General features: G+C 49.0%; 17 protein-coding genes. 8 read left to right on the top strand and 9 right to left on the bottom strand.

Annotation, left to right across the window (positions count from 1 at the left end; translation table 11 throughout):
• Positions 1-6 precede the first annotated feature (6 nt).
• The 4 genes from CK797_RS00250 to CK797_RS00235 form a co-directional block, all read right to left on the bottom strand.
• A complete protein-coding gene (locus tag CK797_RS00250) occupies positions 7-1,086 on the bottom strand; it encodes a guanine permease (protein ID WP_104687829.1) in 1,080 nt (359 codons plus the stop codon).
• 342 nt (positions 1,087-1,428) lie between these two features.
• Positions 1,429-2,433, bottom strand: coding sequence for an NAD(P)-dependent oxidoreductase (locus CK797_RS00245; protein WP_104687828.1), 1,005 nt, complete (start codon positions 2,431-2,433; stop codon positions 1,429-1,431).
• A gap of 21 nt (positions 2,434-2,454) precedes the next feature.
• Positions 2,455-3,528, bottom strand: a complete 1,074-nt coding sequence (locus CK797_RS00240) for an AEC family transporter (protein ID WP_104687827.1) — start codon at positions 3,526-3,528, stop codon at positions 2,455-2,457.
• 280 nt (positions 3,529-3,808) lie between these two features.
• Positions 3,809-4,435 (bottom strand): GntR family transcriptional regulator, encoded by a 627-nt coding sequence (locus CK797_RS00235; protein WP_104687826.1) that lies wholly within the window; start codon positions 4,433-4,435, stop codon positions 3,809-3,811.
• A 364-nt stretch (positions 4,436-4,799) separates the two neighbouring features.
• On the opposite strand from CK797_RS00235, the gene CK797_RS00230 reads away from it, so the two are divergent.
• The gene (locus CK797_RS00230) at positions 4,800-5,309 is read left to right on the top strand and encodes a hypothetical protein (RefSeq protein WP_104687825.1); all 510 of its coding nucleotides are present in this window, start codon (positions 4,800-4,802) and stop codon (positions 5,307-5,309) included.
• Positions 5,310-5,435: 126 nt separating this feature from the next.
• Here CK797_RS00230 and CK797_RS00225 read toward each other — a convergent pair whose 3' ends face one another.
• Genes CK797_RS00225 through CK797_RS09190 form a run of 4 tightly spaced genes read right to left on the bottom strand, consistent with a single transcriptional unit; the run spans position 5,436 to position 9,515 of the window.
• Positions 5,436-6,599, bottom strand: a complete 1,164-nt coding sequence (locus CK797_RS00225; RefSeq protein WP_104687824.1) for a hypothetical protein — start codon at positions 6,597-6,599, stop codon at positions 5,436-5,438.
• 17 nt (positions 6,600-6,616) lie between these two features.
• Positions 6,617-6,802 carry a hypothetical protein gene (locus CK797_RS00220; protein ID WP_104687823.1) on the bottom strand — a complete coding sequence of 62 codons (186 nt, stop codon included), beginning with the start codon at positions 6,800-6,802 and terminating at the stop codon, positions 6,617-6,619.
• A gap of 2 nt (positions 6,803-6,804) precedes the next feature.
• The gene (locus CK797_RS00215; RefSeq protein WP_104687822.1) at positions 6,805-9,360 is read right to left on the bottom strand and encodes an AAA family ATPase; all 2,556 of its coding nucleotides are present in this window, start codon (positions 9,358-9,360) and stop codon (positions 6,805-6,807) included.
• A gap of 23 nt (positions 9,361-9,383) precedes the next feature.
• Entirely contained in the window at positions 9,384-9,515 is a 132-nt protein-coding gene (locus tag CK797_RS09190; protein ID WP_263851272.1) for a hypothetical protein, read from the bottom strand.
• A gap of 168 nt (positions 9,516-9,683) precedes the next feature.
• On the opposite strand from CK797_RS09190, the gene CK797_RS00210 reads away from it, so the two are divergent.
• From CK797_RS00210 to CK797_RS00195, 4 genes are all read left to right on the top strand, one after another.
• Positions 9,684-10,361 (top strand): hypothetical protein, encoded by a 678-nt coding sequence (locus CK797_RS00210; RefSeq protein WP_104687821.1) that lies wholly within the window; start codon positions 9,684-9,686, stop codon positions 10,359-10,361.
• A 15-nt stretch (positions 10,362-10,376) separates the two neighbouring features.
• On the top strand, positions 10,377-11,237 hold the full coding sequence (locus CK797_RS00205; RefSeq protein ID WP_104687820.1) for a hypothetical protein: 861 nt from the start codon (positions 10,377-10,379) through the stop codon (positions 11,235-11,237).
• A gap of 420 nt (positions 11,238-11,657) precedes the next feature.
• Positions 11,658-12,569, top strand: coding sequence for a PLP-dependent cysteine synthase family protein (locus CK797_RS00200; RefSeq protein WP_104687819.1), 912 nt, complete (start codon positions 11,658-11,660; stop codon positions 12,567-12,569).
• A gap of 19 nt (positions 12,570-12,588) precedes the next feature.
• A complete protein-coding gene (locus CK797_RS00195) occupies positions 12,589-13,734 on the top strand; it encodes a trans-sulfuration enzyme family protein (protein ID WP_104687818.1) in 1,146 nt (381 codons plus the stop codon).
• Between the two features lie 51 nt (positions 13,735-13,785).
• Here CK797_RS00195 and CK797_RS00190 read toward each other — a convergent pair whose 3' ends face one another.
• The gene (locus CK797_RS00190) at positions 13,786-14,142 is read right to left on the bottom strand and encodes a hypothetical protein (RefSeq protein WP_104687817.1); all 357 of its coding nucleotides are present in this window, start codon (positions 14,140-14,142) and stop codon (positions 13,786-13,788) included.
• Positions 14,143-14,264: 122 nt separating this feature from the next.
• Between CK797_RS00190 and tpiA the strand changes: the two genes are divergently transcribed.
• The 3 genes from tpiA (at position 14,265) to CK797_RS00175 (ending at position 16,536) form a co-directional block, all read left to right on the top strand.
• Positions 14,265-15,077 (top strand): triose-phosphate isomerase, encoded by an 813-nt coding sequence (tpiA, locus tag CK797_RS00185; RefSeq protein ID WP_104687816.1) that lies wholly within the window; start codon positions 14,265-14,267, stop codon positions 15,075-15,077.
• Positions 15,078-15,210: 133 nt separating this feature from the next.
• Complete coding sequence (locus tag CK797_RS00180; RefSeq protein ID WP_104687815.1) at positions 15,211-15,756, top strand: GNAT family N-acetyltransferase; 546 nt, start codon at positions 15,211-15,213, stop codon at positions 15,754-15,756.
• Between the two features lie 30 nt (positions 15,757-15,786).
• Positions 15,787-16,536, top strand: coding sequence for a DUF975 family protein (locus tag CK797_RS00175; RefSeq protein ID WP_104687814.1), 750 nt, complete (start codon positions 15,787-15,789; stop codon positions 16,534-16,536).
• Positions 16,537-16,599 lie beyond the last annotated feature (63 nt).

The following is a 16,599-nucleotide window of genomic DNA, read 5'->3' as shown; positions in this document are numbered from 1 at the left end:
GACCTCCTAGAGTGATGCAAATAACGGTAATAAGACTTTCAGCAGGCCACCGGAAAGCAGCCCGGCGAAGGGGTCGACCAAGGCAGTCACCAGCATTGTGGTGGCGGCGACGAGCTGTTCCTTTCCGGTGAGGGCAACAGCGGCGTTTTCCGGGAAGGTCACAAACATCCCCAGGACAAATAGGAAACCAGCAATTGAGGCGCTAGGGACATACTTGCCAATTTTTTGCAGCCATCCTAAGAGGAGGATCACTGCCATGATCACCATCATCAGGCAACCGGCAATCACTGGCTCCGGGGCGCTCGCCGTTGCAGAGATGATCGTCTCTACTGGGGCCCTGCCGAGCAGGCTGGTACCCATATCGGCCAGGGCCTGGGAACTGGTCAGCAAGTTCAAATTGACGGGGTTCGGTTTGATTCCCGTCATCTGGCCCGTGATTAGTCCATAGGAGAGGTTCGCACCGATATTCAAGCAGGCGAGACTAAGGGCACCCCGCACGATGCGGAGGTTGAACATTGGTTTGGTAAAGATAAACTTACGGACGGTCACGCTTGCCGGAAGCGTGGCGCGGTAGTGTTCGCCAAAGACCGCATAGAGACTTGAGAGGATTACCGAAAGGCAGATGGTCCACACCAGGTCTTTTGAGACTAGATAGGTGATCACCGCAACCAGGATTGACAGCCAGCCAGTCAGGCTCTGCCGGTGGACCTTTGACATGTCTAGAGCAATTTTTGCCAGCATGATTCCGACACCAGCCATCATGGCGGTGATTATCTGATTACCGAAGATATGAACAATCCGGGTAAGGATACCGGTAAAGCCAATAATCGCCATGATAACCGATCCACCGAAGATGATTGAGGTAAATTCGCGCGTGTTATGCCCCAGCTTCCCCGTCAAGGCTAGTGATTCGGCCTGGAAGGAAACTGGCGCAACGGAGTGAAAGACAAAGTTAATTGCGGCAACAAGTAAAAATGAAAAGGTGGTGGGAAAAATCGCAAAACCTAGTCCCATCGCCATAATCCCCTGGGGAATCCCATTCAGGACAACGCCAATTGCGGCCATTAAATCAGCAAACCAATGCATATTCTCCTCCTAAATCCGAACAATATCGGCAATATCTGTGACAAGATTAGTTATTACGCGAATATTATTGAGCGCATTTGCGTTATTGTCAACTCATAGCTTAACGAAATAGCTTGCAGGAATTGAAATGTTAATAAAATTAACCTTATTAGGTGTTTGATAGGCAATATAGATGATTGATGAATCATAAAATTAAGCTGCACTGATTAAAAGGATAGCAAACCATCCTTCTGGGCTGATGACCTGCTCCCTCAAGTTGAGAGAATATCGGAAAAATAAAGGGCATGCGCCGTTAATTTGGCGCATGCCTAGTTTGAATCCCTGTGGGAGTAAGGAGGGAATTTATCCTTTGTATTCAATTACGTTAGCATTTGTCCCGGTCTTAAGACTTTCGGCGAAGTTGTCGAAGCTGACCGAGATCATGTCCTCAAGGGCTGGCTCAGTGAAGGACCCCATGTGCGGTGTGATGACGACCTTTGGATACAGCTTGGCCATCTCCTTGACGTCCTCATTCGGCAGGGCGTCAAGGGACGGAAACTGCTTGTTCATGATCTGTTTCTCGTCGATGACGACATCGGTGGCGTAACCGGCGATCTGCTGGTCATTGATCGCGTCAATGACAGCCCTGGTATCGACAATCTCACCCCTGGCCGTGTTGACGAAAATCGCCGAGTTCTTCATCTGCTTGAAGGTATCCGCATTGATCATGTTATCATTTTGGCCTGGGAAGTAAGGAACGTGGATCGAAACAATGTCACTCCTGCTAAGTAGTTCAACCATACTTACGAAGTCAACGTATTGCTTTGCAGGTTCGTATGGGTGTGGGTCAAATGCCAGTACGTGGGCGCCCAGTCCGTGGTAGAGCTTTGCCTCAGTCAGACCGATCTTGCCGGCACCGATGATTCCCACGGTTGAGGTGTGAACCTCGCGGCTAAACAGGGCCGGCTTGACGGTGAAATCGCCTAACCGGCTATCGTTGACGGCCAGGTTAACGTGCCGGAACATCTGCATTCCCAAGGTCAGAGCTAATTCTGCCACCGCATACGGTGAGTAGTTTGGCACCCGCGCAATCTGGATGCCCAGCTGCTTAGCCGTCTTTAGGTCGATGTGGTTGAAACCAACCGACCGGGTGAAGACGTATTTGATACCGTAGCTGGCAAATAAGTTGAGGTTCTTCTCATTGACCGCACAGTTTCCCCGGACCAGGACGGCATCCATCCCAGCGGCCTCGTTACCATTGTCATTAGTCAAAAAGTCACTGACTAATTTAAGACCAAAATTATACTTATTCAGCTTCTTGAAATATGGTGCTTCGATCGGCCGCACGCCGTAACAAACAATTTTCATAATATATATTTCCTCCCTAAACTAGTGAAAAATTCCCGCACTGTTTAAGATGCCCAGAATGGCAATCCAGATTGGCATCATCACAACCGCAGAGACCGTCGAAATCAGTGATGAGTTTGAGGTTAATACCGCCTGCCGGTCGTAACTGATGGCGTAGGATGCTGCAACGGCTGCGGTTGGCGTTGCCATCATGACGACAATGGTGGCAATAGCCACGAAGTTTAGCGGCATGATCCGGGTGACGTCCAATACTAACAGGATAACCAGGTTCAGCAGCGGTACCAGGATTACCTTATTGAAGGAGTAGTACCATACCAGCTTGTTAGAAACAGCGCTCTTGAGTGAGATCGAACCAAGCGTGCACCCGATCGCCAGCCATGCCAGCGGTGAGGCCAAGGACGCCAGGTAGTTTAATGGCTTCCACAGCCAGATTGCTGTCTGGTCGATTCGGTAAAAGGCCACCGTGGTTACGCCGCCAGCCGCGACACCATTCTTCATCAGTGGAACCGTTACCTGTGGGGCCAGGCCCTGTACCAACCATAAAACAAAACCAAGGATTGTCGCAATCACAATTGGGTTCAGGAACATTTTCTTAATGTTTTCCTTTTCCATCTTCAACCCGGTCATCTTGATATAGGCGTATGAGTAGAGAAAGATCCGGTAGCCGATATTGAAGATCGAACTGTACAGAACCCCTTTGGGACCGTAGATTACCCCGACGATTGGGATACCGAAGAAGGTGGTGGAACCAAAGGCGGTCAGAATCCCCATGACCTCACGTTTATCCATATCCCTACGACTGTACATTAACGGGGCGGCAAAGATCAAAATGATGTAGATAATAAATCCCCAGACAAGGACGCCTAGCCCCTGGTGGAGGGACTGGTGGTCGATTGGCTGCATGAATGAGTTGAAGGAGAGGGCCGCAATGGCAACTGCCAGCACGACCTTGGTGAGGACCTTACCGAAATTCGGGCCAAACGTTCCCTTCCGACGCAGGTAGAAGCCCAGCAGGATGATAAAAATAGTTGATGTAATTGCACTTACCACACCCACATTAGTGAATGTCTTTTCAATTGCATTAGCAATATTCATTATGATACCCCCAGAATAGAATACATGTTAAAAAGTAAATAATAGCGAAAATGACAATAAGTAATTGAAAGCTTTCAGTAGTTTGCCGTTGCATGGGGCGGCAACCCTTTGTATACCACTTGTATACAATCTGTATACTACACCTGGTGCTGAATATTGCAATAGTTTTCACAATAATAAATAATTATTTCACAAGCGAAATTTAAGAAATCCTAAAGCGACAGTAATCACAAAGTAAATTTCACAAAAAGAAAAAAGCCGCTTAGCAGTGGCTTTCATTTTAATTGATGTAATTCAGGTAGGCGCCAACGGAATCGTAGACACGTTGCAGGTGGTAGGCTAGGGCTTTCTCGGCTTCATCCAAATTGCGCAGCCGAATCCACTTGATGATTTCCTTGTGCTCTTCGATGGAGCGGCTCATTCGATGGGGGTTGTATGAGCTAACGTGACGCGTCCGGGCCGTCTGGGCCTTCAAAATATTGAGAAACTGTTTTAGCCGCGGGTAACCGGATAGGTGGGTTATCAAGGCGTGAAAGCGGGTATCGACATCGAGGTAGGCATCCCAGTCATTTGCCTGGTAGGCTTGTTCAAACTCGTCTTCAAGCTTATCCAGGGCGACGATGGGGATGATATTGATGGTCTTCTTCAATGCGTATGTCTCAAGCAGGCTCCGCAATTCGTAGACCTCCTGGACATCAGCCGCTGTCAGCGGGGTGACCACGTTTTCTCGGCCGCGGAACATTACCAGGCCATCCGCAACTAGTTCCTTGATTGCCTCTCGTACTGGGGTCCGGCTCATATTGAGCCGCTCTGTGATCTGATTTTCAGAGATCACCTCATTTGGGTGAAGGTGGTTGAGGATGATCTCGTTCTTGATGTAATTATATGCTTCGTCTTTACGCGTCATTGACTTATCAATGCCCCTTTCTAGAAAATAGATTGATGAACAACATCTTCTCGGACCTATCAAGGCCATATACAAGTGCGGTATTTTTCTTCCACTATGTTAGATAAAAGGATCAACCACATTATATCATTATCCAACCGTCGCTTTTTAGCCCAGATTTGGTAGCTTATCATTAAGAAATAATGGTGTATTCCTTGTTATGTGATTCTATGTTGAAGCCCAGTGTATCATGGTACAAATCAATGAGGGAAAATTTTGGAGACAAGCTTAGTTAATAACTCTTTATGCAACGTGCTGAATGCCTAATGATATAATTAAGTTGAACAATCAATGCGCCAGCGGCTCTCGATCGGAGGTAGCAACCATGAAGTTAAACCGGATTTTCAACATCATCATTGCTGTCTTATTGACGGCCATCGTTATCTTTGTTGTGGCAATCTTTATCAATGTTCATAACAGCGGTCCCGACCGTTCGGCGTCGTCGTCAGCCCCGACCGCCCGGACAAACAGTCGGAAATCCATTAGCCGCACCAGCGAGGAATCGACGTCTAGTGAGGACGTGAATGATGAAGAGACAGCGGACTCATATGCTACAGATGGCAATGATGACCAGGATAGTTCGGTAGCGGCTAACACTCAGTCGGAGGATGCGGTAGCCCCTGGATACGTACCTGGCGAGGGTACTAAGTTTGCGTATAACATTGCCCGGGCTGGTGGCCTGGTGGGTGCCGATACGCTGGAGAATGAGGAAGAGTTCTATCGTAACTACCAGCAGAATGGCAACCAGATCACCTACAACGGGCGGACGGTGGAATACCACCGGGTTGACCGCCCGGACGGGACCTACTACTATGCAGTACAGTCGGTTGACTAACTCAATCTCGTTCCAGCTGCAATACAGTTACGGAAATTTTGCATTGTAAGGGCAGGGAGTTTTCTAATATTTCGTACACTAGAAAAAGCATCCGTTTTTGCGGATGCTTTTTTAGGAACGGCGAAGTTACTTAGCAAAGACTGCGGTTTGCTTCTTAGACTGTGCCTTGGTAACTAAGTAGCCGTTATCGTTGGCTCGTTCGTAGCCAATAAAGTGGCTATCGTAGACGTCAAAGGCGACCGGCATCTCCAAACTGAGTGTGTCCTTCTCCTGCTCATTACTGATGAAGACTTCCTTGGTCAGGTCATTGCAGAAGTGTGGTGAGAACATCCTATCGGTCCCCGTATTAACAGCTGTTTGGGCGGTAGCCATTTGCTTTGGATCGTGGGCTTTTTGTTTCAACGTTGCCCACTGAGCAAAGCGTTTCATGATCGAAGGATCCTTTTCAGCCATCTGCAGGAAGTTATCCTGGACTTGGTCGACATCGACGCTGCTTGTATACTGGATTGTTGCCGTTTGAGAAACAATATGGTTGCCGGAAGCGTCGGTCTGCGAAGTGTTCTTGACCTTGATTGGCTCAGGGGCAGTATAACTTACCTGGCGGATGTGCTCCTGTAGGCCGGTGTCCATGCGATTTAAAATGGTTGTATTGTGCTTTTGGTCGTTATCATTTTCTCTGACAATTGGCGTGTAATTTTCCCGGATATTGCCGGGCAGCTGGGTGGTTCCCCGGGCGCTGCTAGTCATCTTACCGGCGGTATTGAAGATGACCTGGTAAGGTCGGTCATTGTGGCCCTTTTCACCAGTGTCAATGGCCGTACCGACGACCTTGTTATCATCGTTGATCAAAACATAGTAACTCGGTGCACTCATGGCAGGTTTGAAGTCGGTATTAAAACCGTCATGAACACCGCGGCGGGCTAAGGCAACCTCCTTGGTTGAGACGTCAAAATACTTCTTATCCTGTTGCTTAGCGTAGCGGAGGACCTGGCGATTGCTCATCTTAGCGATCTTGCCCAGCGTTGTATCGTCGTCATACGTCCGGTAGGTCCGGGCCCGTCCGTCCTTCAATACAACGATGTAATAAACGTTAGCGTCCTTATCCTTACCGGTCGTCATATACCAGACGTGGGTGCCTGTTCCATGGGCCTGCTGGACGAACGAAACGTGTCGTGGAGGAAAGAGCGTCTCGCTGTTACTGTGCAATCGGCCGAATAACATGACTGCTAGGGCCGCGACGATAATACCGGTGATCCATTTCCATTTTTTAGAAAAATTCTTTAACTTCATTTGGGCATCCTCCCATATTAATTGATTGACTTGTTAAAGGTCCATTCATAGAATTTGCGGGCCATCAGCTCAGGCGTTGCTACTAGGTACCGACTGATCTGGTCTCGGTTGGTTGCCAGAATATGGTCAACCTCAGCGGCAGGGACATTGCAGGCGTGGTAAAACTTGATCATTTGGTTAATAAATTCGTGTTCGTTCATCATAATTAAGCCACCTCAATTGATAATTGTTCATTTGCAACAGATAACTTGATTATTTGGCCCGGTAAAACTTCATGCCTCAAGAGCTTGACGGCCAGGGGACCCATGATTGTTTGATCGATTCCCCGTTCGAGCGGGCGTGCCCCGGCATTGGGATCGGCATAACGGGCGACGATGTAATCGGGTAGGGACTGGTCCCAGACAAGGTGGACATCCTTTTCTAATAGGAGTCGCTGTTTATTTTCTAGCAGCAGGTTGGCGATCTTGCTCAAGTCAGAAGACTGTAATCGGTTGAAAACAATGATCTTGGTCAAACGATTAAGAAATTCAGGAGCAAAGCGTTTTTGCATTGCCTGGCGCACTGTATCGTAACTACTTTGGTTGTCGTTAGCCGAAGCACTGGTAAAGCCGACATGTTGTTCTAACAGTTGTGCGGCCCCAATGTTGGATGTCATGATGATGATCGACTTGCTGAAGTCGGGATTGAGATTAAAGTTGGGAAGTAGGACTCCCTCATCCATAATGCTGAGTAGGATGTGGTCGAGGGCTGGTTTTGCCTTCTCAATCTCGTCAAGCAGGATGACCGCATTCGGGTGTGCGGTGACCTGTTGAAGCAGGCTGGTGACGAATAGGTCTTGGCCATCGAAACCGTTAAAATCAGGCATGTTAAAACGTAGGAGATTCTGGTCAGAACCAAATTCCGCAATGGCCAGCTGTTTGGCTGTCTCAGTCTTTCCGGTTCCGGTTAAACCAGCAAAGAAGAATGACCCGATCGGAGCCCCCGTTTTCCGCAGACCAGCTTTGGCAATCATAATGGCTTGGGATAGTTCACTCACCGCTTGATTCTGACCGATGATGTGGTCTTGCAGGTGCTTTTCAAGTTTAAAGATGGAGGTACTTTCAGCGGTCCGCCGTTGCTTGGCGATACGGACATCCTGTTTGCTCAGGGAACGCCCCAGGATACCTGCAGTTGCCTTGATCACCGCCTGTTCGGTGATTTTGGCAGTGTACTGTTTCTGGTCACCATTAGCCTTTTGCACGGCATACCGGGCCTGCAGGTCGCTGATGGCTCGTTTGAGCTGGTGGACCTGGTCATCATTGAGACTCTTGGTGCGTGCGGTGGCCAACTGGTTTTCTAGTGCTTGGAGCTGTTGAATATAGTCCTGCGAATCAGGTGACGTTGTCCCGGTATGGGCAGTTACTAGTGCCCCGGCATTATCCAAGATAGTCAAAGCCGCATCTGGCAGGGGTGTGGCAAGGTAAGCCGAGGCAAGGTCAACGGCTGTCAGCTTAGCTGCGGTAGTGTAATTAGCCCGGTAGAAGTTTTCGTAGGGGATGCTGGCCGTGGCCACCACCTGATCAGCCTGAGATCGGGTTAGTGGCTTGACCATGATGGTCGCAAAACGCCGTTGCAAGGCCGTGTCATTGTCGAAAAAGTCCTGGGCTTCCGTCGGTGTAGTAGCGCCGATCAATTGTAGTTCACCCCGGGCCAGGGCTGGCTTGAGCATGTCAAAGAGACCAAGGCCGCCGCGGTGGCGCAGGACCTGAACCTCATCGATGAACAAGATGACATCCTGTCGCTGGGTCAGTTCCGCGAGCAAGTGGTTGATCACCTCAGCGCTGGCGGCACGTGCCATCAGAGTGGCAAACCGGTCTGGATCAAGGGCGATGAGCCGCTTGGCTTTAAGGGTCGGAAGATGGCCGGTTGCAATGCGCTGAGCGAGGCCTTCCGCGATCGCCGTCTTTCCCACTCCAGCCGGGCCGATCAACAAGGCATTTGACTTCTGGCGCCGGTTGAGAACCAGGGCCAGGTGTTTAATTTCATCATCCCGGCCAACAACCGGCGCGAGTTTCTTCTCCCGTGCCAGCTGAGTGAGGTCTCGTCCGTATTCCTTCAAGATGGAGTAGTCGGGGTTCGTCAGTTTATTTACCAGCTGAGCGGCGAGGGCTTTTTTCTGCTTTCGGCGGTTGGTCTCATAACCGTCCCGGTACCAATCCAGGTCCAGCTTTGAAAGGACAACGTTAGTGTAGGCATTGGCGTAGAAGCCATGCATCCGCATGATCAGCAGTTTGAGCAATAGCCAGAAGGCATTGCTGTCTTGGACGTCTACCATCCCGAGCAGAAGATCCTGTGTTTCAATTTCCGTGGTACTCCGCTGTTGGAGTAAGGCTTGGGCGTAATTCAGCCCATGAAGAACATAGTCAGAAACATGGTATTCGCGGTCGATGATGGTGACAGGGTTATTTCCTGGCTCCTTGATAAAGGGGACCGGATTGCTTTTGATTTTGTTTTCAAAGGCCTGTGAATCGTTCATCCCGGCGTAGACGAGTGAAGGATCATCCTGGGAATGTGCCGTCACGGACTGGGCAGTCGCAATTTCCCGCTGAATATCAAAGCGGGTGACGTAACGGTCAAATAGAATCTTTCCAGCGCTGCTGTCATTGGTTTCAGCCAGGGCGGCCACCAGATCCTGTGTTTCAATTATTGAACGCTTATATTTATTGGAGATATTTTTAGCAAGAGCAAAGGCTTGCTGGCCTTGATAGGTAATTTTGAACATATTTAATCCCTCCTATAGATGAATTAGTACCAACGAATACCACCGGGCTGGCCCAAGATATTACCGCACTTGGGACAATAGTTACCGAACGCAACCGCAAAGTCGTCCAAAACATAGCCGCATTTTCCACAGTGAGGTTTTTCAAATAATGACATAATATAAATGTCCTCCTTTTGATTTTGTTCAAGTCAACGATTAAAATATATACCTAAATATCTTATATGTCAATAGATTTTCGAAAGAAATATTATATATTTGCCAATTTGATAAAATGATATATATCTGGTAAGATTAAATCATAATTATATAAGGAGGAAACAAAAATGGGGTTGGATAGAATCATTCTTGACCTCCAGGATAAGGTCCTAAAGCTCAGCGATGAAGTGGAGGCCTTGCAGCGCGAGGTTGCAGAATTAAAGAATGGCAAGCCGGTGCCTGTTTCGACGGCAGCTAAACCAGGGAAAAACATTAACAGCAAAATCCGCGGTTCTATCAGCAAAAATGAACTGGTGGGAGCGGTTCGGAGAAATTTAGCTGATAAAATTCCTGCTGAAGATATATTGAAGGGGAGCCGGAAAGAAGGTTCTGGAATCGTTATCACTAATGGGGCAGGGAAGCTGAAAATAAGTTTGCGCGGCTCAGGTTTTTATGGTAAGGATGATGTGAGTTCCCGGATGATGTACACCGGTTTTTCGACCATTTCAAAAAAGACCATTTATGATGATAATGGCCAATTTGCATATGATTTCTTTGTCTTTGCCGTGAACCACAGTGACGACGCTGAACAGCCCGATATCGACTTCTTCGTCTTCGATCAGGATGAATTTAAGCACTTGCTAGATGCTAAGTCACCGAGCGGCAAGAACGAGATGTATTACTTCTACTTCGGCAAGACTGTCGATGGCCACTACATCGATGATCGGGAACGTAACCAGGAGATCATTCTTGATGTTGACCACGATGCCTGGGATAAGGTCGTGGTGGCGTATGACAAGTTATAAGGAGGCTATGATTATATGAATAACGATCAAGTAATGAACGATGGAATCATAGGGTTTGAGAGTGATTGGTACATCAAGAGCCGTAATTCCTGGGTAAAAGTTTGGGAATCATTAGATCCTGATGTTGCTATTTCAAAGGTGCCGATCCCCGATGCGGATTGGGTTGCACCTATGAAGAATGCGTCGTTTACCTTAAAAGACATTGAGGAACCAAAGATCCTGTTGACGCTGGGCCTGAATCCCCGCTCGTATTTTTCCGACGATCAGGTAGAAGATGATCAGGTAGAAAACCTGAGAAAGATTTACCAACAGATTGTCCAGGATCACCGTCAGTATAAGCATGATAATAAAACGGATACGCCAAATCGAACTCACACGGGTGGTGGACTCGATAACGTCAGGAAGTTGAGCATCAACAAATTTGACTATCTTCATGTTCAGGATTGGGAGAGTTTTCCCGCTTCAATCAACGAACTAGTTCAGATCGACATGTTTTCATTTAGGACCTATGATGCTAATGAAGCTTATAAGGTTCTGACTGCATACTTACAGGATGAGGAAAACGCAAAGCAGGTCGATGCTGCATTCAAAAAGGCAACCGAGCAAATTGAGAACTACGCCAATCAGGCTCAGTACGTTTTTATTGCTTGGGGGCAAGTCACCGGTGAATTCTTAAGTAATCACCGGGAATATGCTAAGAAACTGTATAAGGCATTACAGAAAGCGGTCGAGGCCCATAAGGTTTTCACCACCGCAATTAAGCAGGGTAAGAATAAGGCGGTTGAATATTATTATCCACATACAGTTCAACGTTTTACTAAGGAGAAATATGAAGTGGTCACACTTGATGGTTTAAATAAGCTTCTGAATCTTTGAAATCATAACGAGCTCGACTGAGAAGTAGAGACGGTTGTGATGTGGTTGCCGTAAGAATAAAAAATGGGATCGGTGAGCGTGTGGCTTAACCGATCCCATTTAAAAAATAAGTCAGTGATCCTTCCTGTGGTGGTATTGATCACAAGTGAAAAACAAATTAAACTTATTTAATGAATTGATTGACACGGGGATGCTGATTAGTTAAACTGTCCCTAACTTGAGAAGGGACGATTGCCATGCTAATGACCTTATTAGTAAACGGGAATAACTGTTGTTGTGGATTGCGTCTAAGCGGTCCACAATTTTGGCATACTCATTTTAAGTTAAAATGAATTAGTTCAAAATGATTGTGAAGCCATGGGCGCAGATTCAGGATACTGAATTTGCGCCCATTTTGTTTTTTTAAAGGAGGAATTTCCGTTGCTAGTTACTGATACATACCAGCTCATCGGCCATACGCCGTTGCTTAAGGTAGAAATCGCTGCTCCCCACGACGTTAACATCTACGCTAAGCTTGAGATGTTTAACCCCGGGGGAAGTATTAAGGATCGTCTGGGAATGGCATTGATCCAGCGCGGCATTGCTGAGGGAAAGATTGATGCCCAAACCACGATCATTGAGCCGACCGCGGGAAATACGGGGATTGGGCTGGCCATTGCGGCCCTTAAGCACCACCTGGCTGTTAAGCTGGTTGTCCCAGAAAAATTCAGCTTTGAGAAGCAGACACTGATGCAGGCTCTGGGCGCCGAAGTCATCAATACCCCCAGTGACCAGGGAATCACGGGTGCCATCGACTATGCCAAGAAGCTGGCAGCTGAATTACCGAATGCCTATCTGCCCCTGCAGTTTATGAATCCGGCCAACCCGGATGTTTACCAGCAAACGCTGGGGCCGGAAATCCTGCGCGACCTGGCTGGCCGGCCGCTAGCTGCCTTTGTGGCGGGCGCTGGTAGTGGCGGGACCTTTGCCGGAACAGCCAAGGCCCTCCAGGCTGCCTACCCGCAGCTTGAAAATTATGTTGTGGAACCGGCCGGATCGATATTAAATGGTGGGCCCCAGCACTCTCACCGGACTGAGGGGATCGGGGTGGAATTCGTTCCGCCATTCTTCAAGGATGTGAGGATCAACGGGATTCAAACGATTGAGGACGACGCGGCGTTTCACTATGTCCGCTGGGCGGCCCGCCACCTGGCCCTTTTCATCGGCAGTTCCAGTGGGGCGGCTCTTGCGGCCAGTCTTCGGGTAGCGGCCACCCTTCCCCAGGGTGCTAACTTGGTGACCATCTTTCCCGATTCCAGTGAGCGTTATCTTAGTGAACACATTTATGATTAAGCAAGCGAGGTAATTGATTATGACTAAATTCAACACCCGATTAATTCATGGCGGCGATAGTGAAGACCTCACGACCGGTGCCGTTTCAACGCCAATCTACCGGGCATCGACTTTTCATCAGCGAGTCTTAGGCGGAAGCCCCAAGTGGGAGTATTCACGAACGGGCAACCCGACTCGAGCCGCATTGGAAAAACTGATGGCCCAGCTGGAAGAGGGGGTGGCTGGTTTTGCCTTTGCCTCTGGTTCCGCAGCCATTGCGACGGTTTTTGCACTGTACTCCCGTAGTGACCACTTTGTCGTTGGCAAAGACGTCTATGGTGGAACCTTCCGATTGATCAACCAGGTCTTGAAGCGGTTTGGCATGGAGTTCACGGTTGTTGATACCCAGGACCCAGCGGCAATAGAGGCGGCGATTCAGGACAATACCGTTGCTATATATTTTGAAACACCAACGAACCCGCTTCTTCAGATTACCGATATCCGGGCGGTAACCAGACTGGCCAAGCGGCATCACTTGCGGACAATTGTTGATAATACCTTTGCAACACCCTATAACCAGCAGCCGCTGACCCTAGGAGCGGACATCGTCGTCCACTCCGCAACCAAGTACCTAGGTGGCCACAGTGACGTGGTTGCTGGGATCGCTGTTACCAACGATGCGGTGATTGCTGAGCAGCTGGCTTTTCTCCAAAACTCGCTGGGCAGTACGCTGGGGCCGGACGACAGCTGGCTAGTCCAGCGGGGGATCAAGACACTGGCGGCCCGGATGCGGATTCATGAGGAGAATGCTGCCGCGGTGGTTGATTTTCTCCAGACAGATGCACACGTTGCTAAGATTTATTATCCCGGACTGACCGATTTCCCGGGGCATGCCGTTGCTGCTGAACAAATGCGGGGCTTTGGGGCAATGATCTCCTTCGAGCTTCAGGCTGGATTGGATGTTAAACAATTCGTTGAACACCTGCAGCTGATCGACCTCGCTGAAAGTCTTGGAGGAATTGAGAGCTTGATTGAGGTTCCGGCAGTGATGACCCATGGTTCAATTCCACGGGCCGTACGGTTGAAAAACGGGATCAGTGATGAGCTGATTCGTCTATCCGTAGGGATCGAGGATGCCACGGATATTATTAGCGATCTTCGTCAGGCACTTAGTCAATTGGACTGAAAGATGACAAATGGGATCGGTGAGCGTGTGGCTCAACCGATCCCTTTTGCTTTATAGAATGAACTTGAAGATGATCGCTAGAATAATTGCGAGGATCCCCAAGGCAACGGCATACCAGCGGTGGCGCTCGTCGCTAGTAGCGGTCACCGCCCGGTAGATATAGCCACCGGTGATGGCAATAAGGATCAAGACGGTGACGATCATCAACCAGAACTGGCCGTCCTTTGGCAGGTTGTCATAGAGATTCGCATAGAAGACTACCGCCCCGATGTACATAACAAATGAGTAGCCGTAGTTATCCTGGCGGAAATTGCGCTGCAGGAAGTAGAGAAAGCCGATTAACAGAATCGTGCTAATGATGATCATAGTCAAGGTAATTTCCTTCTTTTTCAGTATTGATACCTTCATTATAGTCACTTTTTTCCAGAATGAAAATTAAGTTTAAGGAGAAAGACAAGCCGGACAAAAAAACGATGACCGGGGACTAAAAGTGTGTCATACTTGAGTAAAATAGTGAGGAGGAAACAACGATGCGCAAACCATTCATTGCGGCTAACTGGAAGATGCACAAGACCGTGGCGGAGTCAGTGAGATTCGTCAACGCGATCAAGGACAAGCTGCCCAGCCCGGATAAGATTGAGGTGGGGATTGCTCCCCAGGCCTTTTCTCTCTATAGCATGAAGCAGGCTGCCGGTAACTCTGGCCTGCAGATTATTGCCCAAAACGCTGCGGCCGAGTACTCCGGTCCCTATACCGGGGAGCTGAGTCTGCGCGGGCTCAAAGATCTCGGTGTAAGTTACGCTATGCTTGGCCACATTGAGCGGCGGCGACTCTTCGGTGAGAATAACGCGGCCGTCAACCGGAAGGTCAAGGCCGCCCTCCAGATGGACATCACCCCGATCATCTGTACTGACGAGACGATGGTTCAAAAGGAGGTCAATGGTGAGATTCACTATGTCTTTCAGCAGCTGATGAGTGTTCTGCACGGCGTCTCCTTGGACCAGATCAAGCGGGTTGTCATCTCTTACGAGCCAAGTTGGGCGGTTGGGATTGGCCAGCACGCCAACGCCACCCTGGCCGAGGAGGGCTGCCGGATGATCCGGCGGACAATCGCCGACAACTACACCTACGAGATTGCCGATAAGATCCGGATTCTCTACGGGGGCAGCGTTAACCCGGATAATATCAAAGAGATCATGGCCAAACCAGATATTGACGGGGTGCTGATTGGCCGGGCTAGTCTCGACGTCGATAACTTCCTGAAAATGGTCAACTACGCTGAGAGTGAGGAGGAGACCCTCGCCCAGACGACTAAGAAGTCCCAAGCAAACAGCAATAAGTAAGATTAGATTGCGGCTACTACTTGCGGAATATGGCAGATTTTTGCCCTCTTTAGTGGCATAATAGTAGTTGACTTAATAATTTTAATGGTGGCCCCGCCTGCGGGCACTAGCCACCAGCTTGGGAGTGAGTTTTATGAAGATGAAGAAAGCAACGATGGAAGATTTGGACACTATCCTGGCGATCCTGCGTAACGGCCGCGACCAACTGGCTGAACGCGGGGTTGACCAGTGGCAGGGGGACTACCCGAATGTCCAGCACATCAAGGAGGATATTGAACACGGTTATGCCTATCTGGCCCAATCCAATGATGACTTGACCGTCGGCACTCTGGCAATTGTCGATGCGCCAGACCACTTCTACGATGACTTGGACGGGAAGTGGCTGATGGAGACGGAAGACTACGTGGTAATTCACCGGGTAGCTATCCATTCTGACCACGCCGGTAAGGGTTATGCATCCAAGCTCTTCATCCATATGCTGGATTACCTGGAGGAACATCGGCCGACGGTTAAGTCGATTCGGATCAGCACCAACGAAAATAACCAGGCCATGCAACATGTAATTGCCAAGAACGGTTTTACCAAGGTGGGGACCCTGCATGGTGCCTTTCGTCCTGAGGAGCTCTCCTACGTCTATGAGCTTCTGGTACCGAGTGTCAGTGGTCATCCGCAGGTATAGTCAACCGTAGATATAAAGGGAGGTCATACCATGAAGACAAGAACACAACTGAAGGCGGAAGCCCGTAGCCTATTGGCGGGTAATTGGCTGACCGCCATTAAGCTCAATATCGTCCAGGTAGTTTGTCAGGTTATCACCGGGGTTGTTATTACTGGAGTGATTGCTGGCTTGACCTACTATCTTACCAAGGTCAGCCCGACGTTACCTGGAGATTTCACCACTTCTGCTGGTAGTAATGGTAGTGCTAGTGGCAACTCAGGTCAGTCCTTCATCGGTGATCTGATTACCACCTACCTTCTGCTCAGTGTTGACTTTGCCCTGATCGACTGGATCCGGACCAAGGTACCGACGCGATCACCATTCAAGGCAGCCTTTCAAACCATCTCCGGCAAGTACATCCTGCCGGTCTTCGTCCTCTACGTTATTCAGCGGGTCTTGGTCTTTCTTTGGTCGCTGTTGCTGATTATTCCTGGGATCATCAAGACCTTTTCCTACTCGCAGACATTCTACATCTATAAGGATGTCAAGGAGCAGGGGGGCGACACTGAACGCAGCTACTTCGACTACGTGACGATGAGCCGGCAATTGATGAATGGCCACAAGTGGGAATTGTTTGTCCTTCGGCTGAGTTTCCTGGGCTGGGACATCCTTGGTGTGCTGACTGCAGGAATCGGTTTTATCTGGATCACGCCATATAAGCAGATGACCTACATGAACTACTATGTTTCCCTGGTGGGGGACCACTACCACGAATGGGGGAACCGGCCAGCTGATGCATAAACTAAATAATTGAAAAAGGAACCACCTGATGACCTTATTTATCACCAGGTGGTTTTATTTGTT

Origin of the sequence: Limosilactobacillus pontis (assembly GCF_002940945.1) — a bacterium.
GTDB classification, from domain to species: domain Bacteria; phylum Bacillota; class Bacilli; order Lactobacillales; family Lactobacillaceae; genus Limosilactobacillus; species Limosilactobacillus pontis_A.
Note: the sequence above shows the minus strand (reverse complement) of the source record. Positions and strands in the feature narration are given on the sequence as shown.